This is a genomic window from Streptomyces kryoterrae, from assembly GCF_054072135.1.
Window position 1 is genome coordinate 4,405,502 of record NZ_CM133358.1, and the last position, 15,968, is coordinate 4,421,469.

At 71.2% G+C, this 15,968-nt stretch carries 10 protein-coding genes; 6 read left to right on the forward strand and 4 right to left on the reverse strand.

Annotated features, from left to right (window positions below; all coding sequences use genetic code 11):
- Positions 1-80: 80 nt before the first annotated feature.
- From ACW4TU_RS18840 to ACW4TU_RS18850, 3 genes are all read right to left on the reverse strand, one after another.
- On the reverse strand, positions 81-1,610 hold the full coding sequence (locus ACW4TU_RS18840; RefSeq protein WP_457429015.1) for a hypothetical protein: 1,530 nt from the start codon (positions 1,608-1,610) through the stop codon (positions 81-83).
- A gap of 209 nt (positions 1,611-1,819) precedes the next feature.
- On the reverse strand, positions 1,820-3,682 hold the full coding sequence (locus tag ACW4TU_RS18845) for an ABC transporter ATP-binding protein (protein WP_457430193.1): 1,863 nt from the start codon (positions 3,680-3,682) through the stop codon (positions 1,820-1,822).
- Between the two features lie 267 nt (positions 3,683-3,949).
- Entirely contained in the window at positions 3,950-5,173 is a 1,224-nt protein-coding gene (locus tag ACW4TU_RS18850) for an MFS transporter (protein WP_457429017.1), read from the reverse strand.
- 91 nt (positions 5,174-5,264) lie between these two features.
- On the opposite strand from ACW4TU_RS18850, the gene ACW4TU_RS18855 reads away from it, so the two are divergent.
- The 4 genes from ACW4TU_RS18855 to ACW4TU_RS18870 all read left to right on the forward strand — a co-directional run bounded on the left by ACW4TU_RS18855 (position 5,265) and on the right by ACW4TU_RS18870 (position 9,912).
- Positions 5,265-6,263, forward strand: coding sequence for an ArsR/SmtB family transcription factor (locus ACW4TU_RS18855; RefSeq protein ID WP_457429019.1), 999 nt, complete (start codon positions 5,265-5,267; stop codon positions 6,261-6,263).
- A 9-nt stretch (positions 6,264-6,272) separates the two neighbouring features.
- Positions 6,273-6,788, forward strand: coding sequence for a glutathione peroxidase (locus ACW4TU_RS18860; protein WP_457429021.1), 516 nt, complete (start codon positions 6,273-6,275; stop codon positions 6,786-6,788).
- A 92-nt stretch (positions 6,789-6,880) separates the two neighbouring features.
- Positions 6,881-7,804, forward strand: coding sequence for a MerR family transcriptional regulator (locus ACW4TU_RS18865; RefSeq protein WP_457429023.1), 924 nt, complete (start codon positions 6,881-6,883; stop codon positions 7,802-7,804).
- Between the two features lie 329 nt (positions 7,805-8,133).
- The gene (locus ACW4TU_RS18870; RefSeq protein WP_457429025.1) at positions 8,134-9,912 is read left to right on the forward strand and encodes a hypothetical protein; all 1,779 of its coding nucleotides are present in this window, start codon (positions 8,134-8,136) and stop codon (positions 9,910-9,912) included.
- Positions 9,913-9,992: 80 nt separating this feature from the next.
- Here the strand turns inward: ACW4TU_RS18870 and ACW4TU_RS18875 are convergent, their stop codons facing one another.
- Positions 9,993-13,451 carry a D-alanyl-D-alanine carboxypeptidase gene (locus ACW4TU_RS18875; protein WP_457429027.1) on the reverse strand — a complete coding sequence of 1,153 codons (3,459 nt, stop codon included), beginning with the start codon at positions 13,449-13,451 and terminating at the stop codon, positions 9,993-9,995.
- Positions 13,452-13,691: 240 nt separating this feature from the next.
- On the opposite strand from ACW4TU_RS18875, the gene ACW4TU_RS18880 reads away from it, so the two are divergent.
- Both ACW4TU_RS18880 and ACW4TU_RS18885 read left to right on the forward strand, forming a co-directional pair.
- Positions 13,692-14,447 carry a GOLPH3/VPS74 family protein gene (locus ACW4TU_RS18880; RefSeq protein ID WP_371661823.1) on the forward strand — a complete coding sequence of 252 codons (756 nt, stop codon included), beginning with the start codon at positions 13,692-13,694 and terminating at the stop codon, positions 14,445-14,447.
- A 521-nt stretch (positions 14,448-14,968) separates the two neighbouring features.
- The gene (locus ACW4TU_RS18885; protein WP_457429029.1) at positions 14,969-15,826 is read left to right on the forward strand and encodes a helix-turn-helix domain-containing protein; all 858 of its coding nucleotides are present in this window, start codon (positions 14,969-14,971) and stop codon (positions 15,824-15,826) included.
- The last annotated feature ends 142 nt before the right edge of the window (positions 15,827-15,968 follow it).

Genomic DNA, 15,968 nt, shown 5'->3' on the forward strand with positions numbered 1-15,968 from the left:
AGTGGGGCCCTTCCGTCCGGTACCGGACGGAAGGGCCCCACTGTCGTTGGTCAGGCCGTCCCAGGTCGGGCCGACGCGGGTCAGGCGGCCGGTTTCAGCGTCGCCGGCGCTGTTGTCGCCGACGCCTCGCCCTTCGCCAGCGGCCACTCCTTGTGGAGTTCACCCAGCGGGATCCGATGCTGGAAGACCGGCGTGCCGAAGATGGTCAGCTGGATCTGGAGGGCGCCGGAGAGGTCGAGGCCCCCGTACAGGGCCCACTTGCCGCTCGCCGAGCCCGTGCCGTCGCTCGATCCTCCCGCCGAGGCGTCCGCCTCCACGCGGAGGTACGGGGCGAGGTCGGCGCTGACGCCGACGGTGCCGTACAGACCGATCGAGGCCTCGGCGCCCAGGGACGCCTTGACGTCGCCCGTCGCCGTGACGTCGACGTCCAGCGGCGTGCCGGTCATCTCGGACTCGCTGACCGCCTTCCAGCCCTTGCTCCAGGAGAAGGTGCCGCCCACGCGGAAGTCGCCCTTGAGGTCCTGCTCGACGTCGACGGTCACCTTGCCGTCGGCGTCGACCTGGAAGTAGCAGACCAGGTCGAGGTTGACGACGATCGGGACCGGGCCCGCGTAGATGACGGGGTCGGAGTGGAGCTTCGCGAAGGGGACGCGCAGGGGCTTGCCGTCGGTCGTGGTGGTCCCGGCCGCACGGCCCTTCAGGGACCACTTCGAGGCCCAGTCACCGGTCAGGCCGAGGAACGCGCCGCCGGGCGCGGAGCCCGTCCCGCTGCCGGAACCGTCGTACGAGAAGGCGACCTCGGGCGCGAGCTGCACGAAACCCCGCACCGAGGCCGACGCCGAGGCGGGAGCGCCCTCGGCCGTGGCGATGGCGGCGCCCACGTCGATACGCAGGCTGCCCAGCGGGAGCCTGGCGCCCTCGGGGCCGAAGGTCAGGTCGCCGGTCTTCGCCCAGGAGACCTTCACGCCCTCGACGAGCGGGTCGACCTCGATGGCCGACGGGTCGACCGGAACATCGCCCTCGGCCTTGCTCTCACCGAGGACGGAGCTGAGCTCGGCGGACTTGGTGACCACCTCGGTACCGCCGTCCGCGGCGTCACCGACGACCTCGGTCACCTCGGCCAGCAGACCGTCGGGCGCACCGGGAGCGGGCGCGCTGGCGATGACGTCACCGACGGCAACGGGCGCGGCGGGAGCGGCAGTTGTCTCCGACGCGGAGGGTGAGGCGGAGGAGGGGGCGGAGGACGCCGGGAAGGAGGAGCCGGGGGAGGCGGACGGTGTCTTCGTGCCGCCGGCGGGCGCGGTGACCGACTTCGCGGTGATGACCGCCCGGCCGCTCTTCTTGTCGTAGGAGGCGACCTTGAGCGACGACTTCCGCGCCCCGGCACCCTCCTTCGCCGCTCCCTGGGTTGCCACGGCCGTGGGGGCCGTTTTGTCCAACGGGGCTTGTACGACAGCGAGTTGGTCCGGCGTGTTGGCGGCGGCGGGTATCTCGGCCGCAGCCGCACCCGCGCTGTCCGCCTCGGTCGACGAGCTTGCGGAACAGCCCGTGGTGAGCAGGGCCGCGACGGTGACCGATGCCAGCAGGGCATGTCTGGTGAGCTTGTGCACGCGTGGGGGTCCTCGGGATCGAGTTGATCGAATGACGGGACGGGGCACGGGGGTTGAGCCAGGAATCGAGCGCGAACGGTTACCCCTCAGTAGCCACGCATGAGCATGCCAGTCCCACGCACCCCCGGGGCACGCTTCCTTTACTTTCTTCACCTCACGATTCCGTGATGTGGATCACTACACGGTTTACGCCCGGCTCACTGCCCGGCTCACTGTTCGCCGTCCAGCCGGTACTGCTCGGACTGCACGAGGTACATCCGCCGGAAAAGCCCCGGTCCGTCACCGTCGGGCCTCAACAGGTCCTCGAACGTGCCGTGTTCGGCGACCCGGCCGCGCTCCAGGACGTAGATCTCGTCCGCGTGCCGGACGCTGTGCAGGCGGTGGGTGATCAGGATGATCGTCTGGCCCGCCGCGGCGAGGCTGCGGATCTGGTCGAAGACACGCTGCTCGGTCTCCGCGTCCAGGGCGCTGGTCGGTTCGTCGACGACGAGGATACGGGCGTCGCGGTGCCGGGCGCGGGCGATACCGAGGCGCTGCCACTGGCCGCCGGAGATCTGGTGGCCGCCCTTGTAACCACGGGCGAGGAGGGTGTCCCACCCCCGTGGCAGGGCGGCGATGGTCTCGTCGGCGCCCGCGTACTCGGCGGCGGCGTGCAGGAGTTCGTCCTCGTGCGGGGCGTCGGGCCGGCCGATGGCGATGTTGACGCGGGCGGTGAACGGCCACCGGTAGAAGTCCTGGGCGACGACCGCGATCCGGTCGAAGAGGTCGCCTCGGTCGAGTTCGGTGGAGTCGACTCCGTCCCAGAGGATGCGGCCGGCGTCGGGCGCGTACAGCCCGCACAGCAGCTTGGCGAGCGTGCTCTTTCCGCTGCCGTTGTTGCCGACCAGCGCGACGATCCGGCCGGTGGGGATGGTGACGTTCACCGCGTCGAGCGCGGGTTCGGTGTCCGTGCCCGGGTAGGTGAAGGAGACGTTCTCGAAGCGGACGGCGTCCACGTGGGCGGGCAGCGGGCGGCCGGTCTCCGGGATGAGCCGGCGGTCCGCCTCCTGGCACAGCCGCTCCAGGTCGGCGACGAACAGGCTCTCCTCGTACAGGTAGTTGAGCTGGACGACCAGTGCCTCCAGGTTGGCGGACCCGGTCCGGATGGCGATGACCGCCGTACCGGCGACGGCCAGATCCATGGCCCCCGTCCACAGCAGCAGCCCGAGCACGCCGTACGCGCCGGCCGTCGCGATGCCCGTCCACCCGGAGGCGATCAGCCCGGTACGGGCGGCCAGCGAGGCGAGCCGGGTCTGTTCCCGCTCGCCCGTCTCGGCCATGGTCCGGAAGTGCCGCAGCAGAAACGGCCCGATGTTGTGCACCCGCACCTCGGAAGCGGCCTGCGTGTCGATCAGCAGCCGCCCCAACAGCTGCCCCGCGCGGGCGTGTTGGACCCAGGTGTGGAAGGAGACGTACCGCCGGCGGGCGATGGTCAGCGCACTCCAGGCGCTGGGCAGCGTCATCAGCGCGAGGAGCGGGAGGAGGGCCGGATGCAGCACGGTGAGCACACCGGCGGCAGCGGCCAGCGCGATGCTCGCCGTCATGACGGACGTGCAGAAGCGGATCATGCGCCGCGCGGACTCGGCGCCGTACTGGGCGGAGTCGAGCAGTTTGTGGAACTCCTCGTCCTCCACGGCGGCCAACTCGACCCGGGCCACCCGCTCCAGGTACTCCTCGGTCGCCACCCGGAACACCTTGGGCTCCAGCCGCCCGGTACCGGCCGTCGAAGCGGACCTCAGCAGCGCGCCGACGAGCGCGGTGACCGCGACGACGACCAGCGCCGGTACGGCGTCCCGCAGCCGGTCGGTGGTGTGCCCGCCCCCGAGCAGCTGGGTGAGCACCCGGTTGACGGCCACGAGCCCGACCGCCTGCGCCGCTCCCCCGCCCAACTCGGCGATCGCCACCCGGCGCAGGGCGCGGGGGTCGGCCCGGTGGGCGAGCCGGATGGTGGCGCCGATCAGGCGGGGCATCCGCGCGACCATGGTCCGCAGCCCCAGTTCCAGAAACGAACCCTGATGCTGGTTCCACCCCATGTCGTACCGCAACGGCCCCCCGAACAGCAGCCGTTCGGACTCGGAGACACCGTCCTCGGCGCCCTCCTCCCCCACGGCTTTCCCTTTGGCCGCCTTCTCCGCCTGCTCCGCCTTCTCGGCCTGCTCCGTCTGCTCCGCCTTCTTCGTACGTTCGTCACGCGTCGTCATCCGAGTGAGTCCCCCTTGGCAGGCCGGTCGAGCCGCGCATGTCCTGGCCTGTTCTTCCCGCGCGCGGAATTCCTCACCCGGTCCGGGGACCGCCAGGGGTCACGTACCGGAGTGCGACCGCTGCGCCGGGCTCCAACCCGCGCCCTCGCGTTCACCTCCAACGCGCCCCTCCCGGCACCCAGCCGCGACCAGCCCCACCGTCACGCACACCGACCCCGCCGCCATGACCGTCATCGCCGCACCGGGGGAGGTGAGTTGGGCGATCGTGCCCGCCAGGGCCGCGCTCACGCCCTGCATGGTGAGCAGCCCGGCGGAGTGCAACCCGAGGGCATGGCCGGAGAGTTCGGGCGGGGTGAGGGACATCAGGCGTTCCTGCTGGACCAGGCTCGCGCCGTAGCCGACCGAGGCCACGCAGACCGTCACGGCCGCAGCCCACACCCCGGGGCCCAGGGCGAACACCAGATTCGGCACCGCCAGCAACAGCAGGAGCGGTACGGCCAGTCGGCGGCGCAGCCGGGGTGGTACGAACCGGCCGATCGTCACGTCCCCGATGAACATGCCCAGGGCCGCGCAGGCGAAGAGGACGCCCGCGGAGCCGGGGTCGTAGGACACGTACAGGGACTCGACGCCCACGACCATCCCGTTGGGGATCCAGAGGCCCAGATAGGTGAGCCGGCGCGGACGGGCCGACCACAACCGGGCGTTCGTACGCCAGGTCCGGCCGATGGACGGGCGGCCGGAGAGGCGGGGCGGGCGGCCGGTCAGGCCCAGGCGGGTCACCAGCGCGCCCGCCAGGTAGAGAGCCGCCGAGGTGAGGAGTGTGGTGCCGGGGGAGAGGGCCGTCACCATGACCCCGCCCGCCGCGAAGCCGGCGATCTGCATCAGCCCGTTCGACATGTTGAAGAGCGAACGCCCCAGCAGATAGCCCTCCTTGGCCAGGATCTCGTTGAGCAGGCCCCAGCCGACGCCCGCCCCCAGCGACGCGGTCAGCCCCAGGACGAACAGCAGGGCGAAGACCGCCCCGATCGGCAGACCCGGGATCGCCATCGCCGCCATGCCGAGCGCGAACGCCAGCGCGATGCCCGTCAGGGTCGCGCGCGGGGGCAGGCGGTCGGCGGCCGAGAGGAGGGTCGTCGCGCCCACCACCTGGGCGAGCTGCGGGCCGAACATGCTCAGGGCGGAGAGCAGGGGGGAGCCCGTGGCGCGGTAGGTGAGGGTGGCGAGGGCCAGCCCGCCGATCGTCGAGGCGGCGGATCTGAGCGCCGTGGCGAGGAAGAGCGGCGTGAACTCGCGGGTGCGGAAGAGGGCGGAGTAGCTGGGCATGCGGGAAGTCTGCGAGGGGCGCAGGAACCCCGTTATTGTTTCGCACACACGCGAAACATCAGGCGCGTTCCCCACCGACGGAGGTACGGGCATGGGCTGGTGGCAGGTGAACGCCGACACCCTCGCCCGCAGCCGGTTCGTCATATCGCCCCTCGCCGAGACCTTCGCGAGCCTCCGGCTGCTGCACACCGGGACTGCCACGCACCCCGGCGAGCGCACCTGGCTGACCGCTCACCTCCCCGCGTACCGCCACCGTCTCGCGCAGGACCCGACGACCGCCCTCCTCGTCCGCGTCGGCCTCGGCCGCGACTGGATCGCCGACTTCCTGACCCCCACCCCCCGGTACGACGAGACGTTCGAGGAGGCCGTCGCGCGAGTCCGGACGGTCGCCCCCGCCCTCGCCCGCGACCACCTCACCCGCTCCTGCCCCGGCCCACTGCCCGCCGCCCTCACCGACCGGGACGACCTCCCGGAACGCGCCGCCGATCTCCTCACGTACGTGTGGGAGGAAGCCGTACGCCCGTACTGGGACCGGCGCCGGCGCGTTCTCGAAGCCGATGTGGTCGCGCGGACCGCGCAGGTCAGTCAGGGCGGCTGGGCCGCGGTGCTGGACGCGCTGCGGCCGGGCACCCGCTGGCTCGGCGGCAACCGGCTCCAGGTGAACCTGCACGAGTACCCGCCCCGCGAGATCTCCGGCGCCGAGCTGGTCTTCGTACCCGTGACACCGAAGGCCGGGTGGGTGGCGTGGGAGGAGTCGGAGCGGTACGCCGTCGTCTACCCGTGCGTGGGAGCCCTGGCAGGGCGGGACGGTCGTCGTGGGAGCGCGTCCGCCGCCCTCGGGGCGCTCCTCGGACCGGCCCGGGCCGCCGTGCTCGTCCTCCTCGACTCGCCGCACAGCACCACCCAGCTGACCGCCGTGACCGGGCAGACGCTCGGCTCGGTCGGGCGGCACCTGCGGGTGCTGCTGGACGCGGGGCTGGTGGAGCGGCGGCGGGCGGGGCGGTCGGTGCTGTACTCGCGTACGGCGGCCGGTGAGGTCTTGGTCACGGCTTCGGGGGCGGGAGCCGGGACCGACACCTACCGGAGTTAGCATCCGCTTATGACCACTGATGCCACTTCCTCCCCCGTCGACTCCCCCCTCAATGTCGAGATCGGTGCCCTCACGGGCGGTTCCGCGGACCTCGCCCAGTACGCGGGCAAGGCCGTCCTCATCGTCAACGTCGCCTCCAAGTGCGGGCTGACCCCGCAGTACGCGGGGCTGGAGAAGCTTCAGGCGCGGTACGCCGACAAGGGCTTCACCGTCCTCGGGGTGCCCTGCAACCAGTTCCTCGGCCAGGAGCCCGGCAGCTCCGAGGAGATCGCCGAGTTCTGCTCGGCGACGTACGGCGTGACCTTCCCGATGACCGAGAAGGTCGAGGTCAACGGGGACGCCCGGCACACCCTGTACGACCGTCTGGTGGGCTTCGCCGACGGCGAGGGCCACACCGGTGACATCCGCTGGAACTTCGAGAAGTTCCTCATCGGCCGCGACGGCCAGGTCGTCGCCCGCTTCTCCCCGCAGACCGAGCCGGAGACGGACGAGCTGGTGGGCGCGGTGGAGAAGGCCATCGGCTGACCCCGTCGATTCCGTGTTTGCGTAGTTCCGTCGGTTGACCTTGCCCCTGGGGCAGGGGTGAGTGTCCTGTGTCACCGGGCCGACCGTGCCCGGTGACGGAGGATGCCGGGGTGGACGGCTACGAGAACGACGACCTGCTCACCATCGGCGCGTTCGCCGCGCGGGCCCGGCTCTCGCCCAAGGCCCTGCGGCTGTACGACCGGCTCGGGCTGCTCGCCCCCGCGCACGTCGACGAGGTGAGCGGCTACCGCTACTACCGCACCGACCAGACCGAACGCGCCCGCCTGGTGGCCCTGCTCCGGCAGCTGGACATGCCACTCGCCCTCATCGGCGAGCTGGTGGCCCTGGTCGAGCTGGACGGGACGGCCGCCGCCGAGCGGCTCACCGCCTACTGGGCGGACGTCGAGGCGCGGATCGCGGGCCAGCGCACACTCGCCGGATACCTCCGTGGACGACTGTCAGGGAGGAGCTCCGAGATGGAAGAGCTGTACGGGAAGTTCGTGGTCGAGACCGTGGACGTACCCGAGCGGGTGGTACTGACGGAGACACGGCACACTCTCGCGGATGAGTTGCCCGCGTGGATCGGGGCGTCGCTGGGGCGCCTGGAGGCGGGCGCCCGGGAGTGCGGGGGTGTGACTGCGGCGCCGTTCGTCGTCTACCACTCCGAGGTGTCCATGGAGAGCGACGGTCCGGCCGAGTCGTGCGTCCCGGTCGCCGACGAGGCCGCCGCGCGGGCCTGGGCGAAGGCGCACGGGCGGGCCCGGGAGACGGCGGTACGCGTGGAACCGGCCCGGCGGCTCGCGTTCACGCGGATCACCAAGGCGCAGGTGGCCCATCCGCAGATCCTCGCCGCTTTCGAGGCGGTGGAGAGGTGGCTGGCCGGGCAGGGGCTGGAGCCGGCGGGGCCGTGCCGCGAGGTGTACTTCGCGGACTGGGAAGCGGCGGGACCGGACGACGCGGTGTGCGACATCGCGTTCCCCGTCGCGTCCCCCGTCTCGTCCCCCGGCGGTTCGTGAAAATGCCCCGGGGGCACCCGTAGGGGACCCTGAAGAGTGTTTGACGAGTGCCTGAAGAGCGCCTGAGGTGTGTCCGGAAGGGCGCGGCCTGAATTATCCGGTCGCGCCCGTCCGGGAACCATCTCAAGCTGATGGGGCTCTTTTCCGTCATGCCCCGGTCACCACCTGGTCACATGGGGCCCGGTAAACCAACGTCCGGGGTGCGATTAGCGTCTACCCCGGAGACACCTCCACAGGACAGACACCCGCCAGTCGTCCGCGCGCGCCCGAGCCGAAGCGAAACGGAACTTGCAGTGGCCTTTGCCGAGCTGACCCCACGCAGACCTGTCATGCGCGCCGACAAGCCCACGCAGGCACGTGAGGTGTGGCACGAGCGCCACCGGGTGGCACTGACCGTGACCGCCTGCGCGATGCCCCTGTACTTCATCTGGTGGGCGGTGTTCGCGACCGGCGGCGGCGACCTGGCCGCCCAGGTGGCGTGGGCCGAGTTCGCGAAGATGTATCCGGGATCCGCCTACAACCTGTTCTGGTACGGCGGGCTGCACGCGGCCAACTACAGCCTGATGTCCCCGTACCTGATGGCCGCCATCGGCGTCGTCGCGACCACCATGCTCTCCGGGGTCGCGGCCACGGTGCTCGGTGCGGAACTCGTCGCCCGCACAGGTGTGCGCAGGCCGCTGTGGCCGGCCCTGGCGGTGGGGTTCTCGCTGTGGTGCCAGGTGATCTCGGGGCGCTCGACGTTCGTGCTGGGCACCGCCTTCGCGATGGCGGCCGTGCTGGCCGTGGTGAGCGGGCGCAGCGCACGGCACCTCGGCGTCGCCGCCCTGTGCGCGACCCTGGCCACCACCGGCAGCCCGGTCGCCGGTCTCTTCGTACTCGTCGTCGGCGCCGCCTACGTACTGTCGCGCGACTGGGGCCGGGCGGCGGCCCTGCTGGTGCCCCCGGTGGCCGTCGTGGGCGTCACGACGCTGCTGTTCCCGTTCGAGGGCGAGCAGCCGATGCCGTTCGCCCGTATCTGGCCGCCCGTCATTCTCTGCGCGATCGTCGTCCTGACGGCCCCGCGCGCCTGGCGCACACTGCGTCTGGGCTCCGCGGTGTACGCGGCCGGCGTGGTCCTCTGCTACCTGATCCCGACCCCGATCGGTACGAACGTCGAGCGGCTCTCGGAGCTGGCGGCCCCGGCGACGCTGCTCGCGATCATGATGTACCGCACCGGGTGGGGGACGGCCGAGCAGCGGACCGGGGACCGGGGCGGGACGCGGGACGGGGCACGGGACGGGGACGCCGCCCCGGTGGCCCCTTCCCGGCTGCGTCTCCCGTTTCCCCTTCCCCTCCCCTGGTTCACCCCCCGGCGGCGCATCGTGGCCCTCGGGCTCGCGATGGCCATCTCCGTGAGCTGGCTGTCCGGCAAGACGATCGCCGACATCGTCACCAACACCACGGTGCCCGAGTGGGCCGTCAAGACGGACGGCGTCGTGAACGAGCTGAAGCGGCTGGGCGCCGAGCAGACACGCGTCGAGGTCGTACCGGCCCGCGACCACCGCGAGGCCGCCATCCTCGCCCCGTACATCAACATGGCCCGCGGCTGGAACCGGCAGGCCGACGTCGAGCGGGGCCGGCTCTTCTACGAGGGCCACGGCGGCACCGCGGAGCCCGAGGGCGGCTTCTCCCCCACGGCCTACAAGGCGTGGCTCTCCCAGTGGGCGGTGGGCTTCGTCGTCCTCGTCAACGGCGAACCGGACGGCCCCGCGAAGCTGGAACACGCCCTGGTGACCAGCGGGCCGAGTTATCTCCAGCCCGTCTGGGAGGACGCCAACTGGAAGATCTACCGGGTCAAGAACGCGACCCCGCTGGTCGACAAGCCGGCCTCCGTGGTCAGCGCCGACGGCGCCAACCTCGTCGTCCGGATGCCGAGGGCGGGCGAGGTGACCGTACGGATCGCGTACTCGCCCTGGCTGTGGGCGGAGAACGGCTGTCTGACGGACGAGGGCGAGTTCACCAAGCTGACCGTCGAGGAGCCCGGCGACATCCGGATCAGCTCCACGTACGGCGGGCCGTCCCAGGAGACGGCCCTGCAGTGCGAGAAGGAAGCGGAGAAGAACAAGTAGATGAGTAAAGGGCCCGCCCCGATCGGGGCGGGCCCTTTACTCGTCGTCCTGTTTCGTACTGGTGCCAGTACTGGTATCGGTCAGCCGACCCGTGTCAGCTTCTTGTCGAAGCCGGGTTCGACCAGGTCCTTCTGGAGCTGCACGGGGACCTTCACCGCGCCGCCCTTGCCGTCGCCCACGGTGAGGGAGCCCACCGCGGTGCCCGCCTTGGCGGAGTGCGGCAGGTCGGCGGCGGCCGCGAACGACAGCTCGACCTTCCGCCCGGCCCAGCCGACCGCCGTGACGTCCTTCGACAGCACGACCGGCGTGTGCCCGCCGAGCCCGTCGTCGACGTACCCGACGACGTCGCCCTTCTTCAGGATCTTCGACGAGAGCAGCGCGTCCCGGGCGGCGATCATCGCCGTCTTGCTGACCGCGTTGACGGTGTCGATGATCGGCGCCGTGTGCTGGCCGAGGACCGCGCCGACGACGATGGCCGTCTCACCGCCGACCTCCTTGGTGGCGGCGAAGAGCAGGTTGCCGCCGGCCGCGGTGGTGGTGCCGGTCTTGATGCCGATGGCGCCGTTGTAGGGGACGAGACGGTTGTAGTTGTCCCACTTCTTGCCCGTGGGGTCGTACCAGACCGGCAGCTTGGTGATGTCCATCAGGGCCGGGATCCTCACCAGCGCGTTGCCCAGCTTCACCTGGTCCTCGGCGGTGGAGACGGTGGTCTCCTTCAGGCCGGAGGCGTCGGTGTAGGTGGTGTTCTTCATCCCGAGTGCCTTGGCCGTGTCGTTCATCTTCTTGATGAACGCCGTCTCGGTCCCCGAGTCCCAACGCGCCAACAGCCGGGCGATGTTGTTCGCCGACGGGATCATGATGGCCGAGATCGCCTGCTGCTCGGTGAGGACGTCGTTCTTCTTGACGGTGGTGAGGGTGGACTCCCCGTCTTTCCAGTAGCCGGCCTCCTTCTCCGCCAGCGCGTCCACGGTGATCTTCGGGCCTGCCTGGCCGGACTTCAGCGGGTGGTCCTTGAGGACGATGTACGCGGTCATGGCCTTGGCGACCGACCCGATGGCGACCGGCTTCTGCTCGCCGAAGTTCCCCATGGTTCCGACGCCGTTGACGTCCATCCAGCCCTGCCCCTCGGACGGCCACGGCAGCGCGGCGGCCTTCCCGTCGAAGGTGTAGGAGTCCTCGGCGGTCAGCGTCAGCTCGGGGCTCGGCAGCGGACGCAGTGCCTGTACGACCGCAAAGATGATCAGCAACAGGACCGCCACCGGCGTCCAGATCTTGACGCGCCGCGCGATCGTCCGCACGGCGGTGTCCCGGGGCGGCGGCGTGTTCGTCAGCTCGGCCAGCAGATCCAGCGGCGGCATGGGCGGCAACGGCTGCTGCGTCGTCCGCTCCGGCCCGACCTGCGGGACCACGGCGGTGGCCTCGGCGGCGGGTACCTTCGGCGACTGGGCGGCGGGTGTCCCCGACGGCTGGGCGGCGGGCGGCGCGGACCGCTCGGCAGCGGGCGCCTCGGGGGGACCGGCGGTGGGCGGCGGCTTGCGGGTGGAGGGGTCGTCCAGCTGCCTCAGGGCTACGAATTTGCTGGTTCGCTCCGAAACGGACTCACCCTTGGCGTCCGCGACGGCGTCGGCCTTGGCGTCGGCATCGGCACCGGCCTTGGCCTCCGCTTTGATGTCCGCGTCGCGCTTGTCACCCTTGGGCTTCGCTGCCGCGAGGTCGCCCAGCTTGAGCATCGTCGTCGGCTGGTCGACAGGGGGTGCGGCGGGGGGCCGTACGGCCTTGAAAATGGCGGTGGGCTGATCGACGAAGGGCTTGGGGGCCGGGCCGTCGGTGTCGGGGGTGGAGTCCGTGCCGGAGGCGGTGTCAGCGGCGACTTCGGCCTTCGCGTCCGGCTCGGGCCGCGAATCGGGGGCGCTCTTGGACTTGGCCTTGGACTCGGAGTCGGTGGAGAGCCTGGTCTCGGAGTCGGCCCCGGACTTCGACCCAGGCGCAGTCTCGGCGCCGGACCTCGACTCCGCGCCGGATTCAGTGCCGGTGCCGGGCTTCGCGCCGGCCGCACTCACGGGCTCGGCGTCCGACTCAAGCTCGGCGCCAGGCTTGGACCCAGCCCCGGAGTCGGTGCGGGTGCCGGATTCCGGCCCGGGCACACTCACGGCCTGAGCGGCGGCCTTTGGCTCCGGCGCGGACTTCGGCTTCGCGCCGGATTCAGTGCCGGTGCCGGGCTTCGCCCCGGCCGCACTCACGGGCTCGGCGTCCGACTCAAGCTCGGCGCCAGGCTTGGACCCAGCCCCGGAGTCGGTGCGGGTGCCGGATTCCGGCCCGGGCACACTCACGGCCTGAGCGGCGGCCTTTGGCTCCGGCGCGGACTTCGGCTTCGCGCCGGACTTCGACTCGGCCGCGGTCTCGATGCCCGTGCCGGACCCAACCTCGACGCGGGACTTTGACTCGATCCCGGACTCGACGCCAGCGCCGGACTCCAACCCGGCCGCACTCGCAGCCTCCGCGCCGGACGTCGTCTCCGTACCGGACTCGGCGCCGACGCCGGACTTCGACCCGGCCACAGGCTCGGCCTCAGCGTCCGACTGAACCTCGGCGTCGGACTTGGACTCGCCCCCCGAGGCGGTGACGGGCTTGGCCTCGGTGCCGGATTCGGCGCCGGCCCCGGACTTCGACCCAGGCGCAGTCTCGGCGCCGGGCGTCGTCTCCGCGCGGGATTCGGCGCCGGTGCCGGGCTTCGAATCGGCCGCACCCTCGGCCTCGGCGCCCGACTCAACCTCGGCGCCAGACTTGGGCTCAGCCCCGGAGTCGGTGCCGGGCTCAGCCTCGGCGCCCGACTTGGCCCTGGGCTTCGGCTCAGCACCGGGCTTGGCCTTCGACTCTGGCGTGCTCACAGCCTCGGCGCCGGACTTCGGCTCGGCGCCGGACTCGGTGTCGGCCGTTGCCTGCCGCTCCGGTTCGGGCTCCTGGGTGCTCTCCGGCTCAGACGGGTCCTCGCCGGAATCGCCAGATGCCCCACCGGAGGACCCAGGGGGCCCATCAGTGGCCTCGGACGGCTTGGCGGGTCCGGCATCGTCAGTGGCGTCCACTGGGGGCTTCTCGGTGCCCTCAGAGGCGTCGGCCGGTGCGTCCGTGTCGGGGCCTCGTTCCTTGGCGGCACCCTCGACGCCTTCGGACTTCCCCTCGCCCGCCCCCTCGTCCGCGCCGGCGACCCACGCGGCCACCGCCGCGCGCAGCCGGGTGCTGCCCGTTCCGTCGGTGCCGTCAGCGGGAGCCTCGGGCTCGCTCTGAGCCTCCGCCGCCGTGTCCGCCGTACTCGCGTCGGCGTCGGGATCCGCGTCCGCGGCCTCCGCCGGAAGCGGCGGGCGCTGGAACACCCGCGTCGCCGTGTCGACGCCGCCGCGCTCCCGGGCCACCGCGAGCCGGGGGTCGCGTGCCCCGGCGCCGGATTCACCCCTGGCCCCGGGAACCGGGCCCGCGCTCCCCGACGTCGGTTCTTCCGACGACTCGCGCTGCTTCGACCTGTCGGGGGACTCGCCCGCCACCGATGCCTCCTTCTCGCGCCGCACGCTCACCGTGCGTCTACCGAACCGTGACCCGTGAACCGTCATGCGCCACCCGAACGACACTGTCCGAACCACCTACCAGTGTCCTGTGCGCAGCCTCGACTCCAGTGGTAGACGAGAACGACATACCTACTGGTTCCATATCGAACCGGTCACGCCCTCTCGACAGATGAATGTGAGAGGGGTCACCCTGTCATTCATCCACGCGGGGAGGCATGGATGGGCAGGAGCCGCAGATCAATTCCGGAAGAGCTTCTACTGCTGGCGCTGGACCCGGCCACGGGTACCACCGCACAGCCGCAGTCGCTCGACCTCGGTCTGGCCGGAGCACAGCTAGTGGAGCTGGCGATGGCCGGACGGATAGCCCCCGATGGGGATCGTATCGCCGTGGTCGTACCACGGCCGACTGGAGATCCAACACTGGACTGTGCGTTGGAACTGCTGCGCCGACGCGGAGCACCCGTACGCGCAGTGAACTGGATTGGCGGGCCCCGCCTGGGGCTGCGTCAGACCTACCTCTCGCATCTGGAGCGGTGCGGCATGGTGCATGCCGTGGCGGGACAGATGTGCGGGGTGCTGCCGACAACTCGCTATCAAGCGACGGACACGGAGATCAGCCGGGAGATCAGAGCCCGACTGGACACCGCCATCCGCACCGGCGTCCCGCCGGACCCGCGGACGGCAGCGCTCGCCGCGCTGGCCCATGCGGTCGGTCTAGGCAAGCACCTGTATCCGGGTAACGAGGGACGTTCGTCCCGCTCCCGGCTGCGGGACCTGATCCGGCACGACCCCATGGGCGGCTTGGTGGCTCACGCTGTCATGGACGTGCAGAACGGCGTCGCGGTCCAGCCGCGTCGCAGCCCGGCACCGGCCGGCCGTCAGGCCGCCCCCGGAGCCAGGCCCGCACCGGAGCCCGCACGCGGCGTTCCGATGCAGCCGCACCGCGGATCCATGGCGCGCGCCGTGGCTCACTGAGCCGCAGTCCCACGGCGAACGCCCGATCCGCGAGGCACCCGCACGACCCCGCACGACGCGCACGCGCACCACGCAGGACCTCAACAGCGCCGCACCGCAGTCCCCAAGACCGGTTCGGGAGCCGCTGGCCCGCGCGGGGCGGTGAGGGACCGTAAGGACGTCCGCAAGGACTCCGACCCGGCCCTCGCCGCCTCGCGCGGCCGCATGTCCGGGGCCGGGCGCCCGGCACCCACCCTCCGGCACAGCTCTTCCGGTGATTGCCCTCCGGCGCATGCCCTCCGGCACCCGGCACCCGGCACCCGGCACAAGCGCATCCGGCACATGCGCGTCCGGAGCCGGCCGCGAGCGAACCCGGACGGTAAGCGGAATCCACCGAACTGGCGTGTACCGGGCGCATATCTCCCGCCTCGGCACCGCATATCCGCAGTTTCCCAGCGGTAGCGCGCACCTTGGTGGCAGTCTGCTCAACAGCAGATACGGAAAGTGGCAAGTACAGGTACGCAGCCGGAGGTGCACGTCCCATGGCGTCCAATGTGAATCCCACCGTCAGGCGACGCCGGTTGGGCCAGGAGTTGCGCAGGCTCCGCGAACAGAAGGGCATGACGGCCGAGGAGGTCGCCGAGCGGCTGCTGGTCTCCCAGTCGAAGATCAGCAGACTGGAGAACGGCCGCCGCAGCATCAGCCAGCGCGACGTCCGTGACCTGTGCGGGGTGTACGAGGTCGAGGACCAGCGGATGGTCGACTCCCTGATGGAGATGGCCAAGGACTCCCGCCAGCAGGGCTGGTGGCACGCGTTCGGGGATGTCCCGTACAGCGTGTACATCGGGCTGGAGACGGACGCGGCGTCGTTGCGGGCCTTCGAGTCGCAGATCATCCCGGGCCTCCTGCAGACCCGCCCCTACGCCGAGGCCCTGATCCAGGGGGCGTTGCCCGAGACGTCGACGGACGACGTCGAGAAACGCGTCCAGGTGCGACTGCGCAGGCAGGAACGCGTCTCCACCGACGACAATCCGCTGCGCCTGTGGGCCGTCATCGACGAGGCGGCCCTGCATCGCATCGTGAGCAACCGCCTGGTGATGCGCGAGCAGTTGGAGCACCTGGCCGAGATGTCCCAGCTGCCCCACGTCACCGTCCAGGTGCTGCCCTACGAGGTGGGCGCACACCCCGGCCTGAACGGCCAGTACGCGATCCTGGAGTTCCCCGACGCGGCGGATTCGAGCGTCGTCTACATCGAAGGCGTCACCAGTGACCTCTACCTGGAGAAGGCACCCGACGTGCAGAAATACAGCGTGATGTACGAACATCTCCGCGCACAGGCCCTCAATGTGGACCAATCGCGCCAGTTCATCCTGAACGTCGCGAAAGAGTACGCGCGCTGACGGTCCCGATTCCCTCTGGATCCCCTCCAGGCACCCTCAGCCCGAAGAAGTGCCGCACGATACACCGCCGCCACTCAGGACCGGAAGACCCCCGTGGAATATGCCATCCGGAAGAGTGAACGGCCACTTCAGACGGAGCAGT

Bases quoted from the DNA above. Each gene is read 5' to 3' on its own strand.
- ACW4TU_RS18845 (WP_457430193.1), bottom strand. From the start codon at position 3,682: ATGGGGTGGAACCAGCATCAGGGTTCGTTTCTGGAACTGGGGCTGCGG.
- ACW4TU_RS18850 (WP_457429017.1), bottom strand. From the start codon at position 5,173: ATGCCCAGCTACTCCGCCCTCTTCCGCACCCGCGAGTTCACGCCGCTC.
- ACW4TU_RS18855 (WP_457429019.1), top strand. From the start codon at position 5,265: ATGGGCTGGTGGCAGGTGAACGCCGACACCCTCGCCCGCAGCCGGTTC.
- ACW4TU_RS18860 (WP_457429021.1), top strand. From the start codon at position 6,273: ATGACCACTGATGCCACTTCCTCCCCCGTCGACTCCCCCCTCAATGTC.
- ACW4TU_RS18870 (WP_457429025.1), top strand. From the start codon at position 8,134: ATGCGCGCCGACAAGCCCACGCAGGCACGTGAGGTGTGGCACGAGCGC.
- ACW4TU_RS18880 (WP_371661823.1), top strand. From the start codon at position 13,692: ATGGGCAGGAGCCGCAGATCAATTCCGGAAGAGCTTCTACTGCTGGCG.
- ACW4TU_RS18885 (WP_457429029.1), top strand. From the start codon at position 14,969: ATGGCGTCCAATGTGAATCCCACCGTCAGGCGACGCCGGTTGGGCCAG.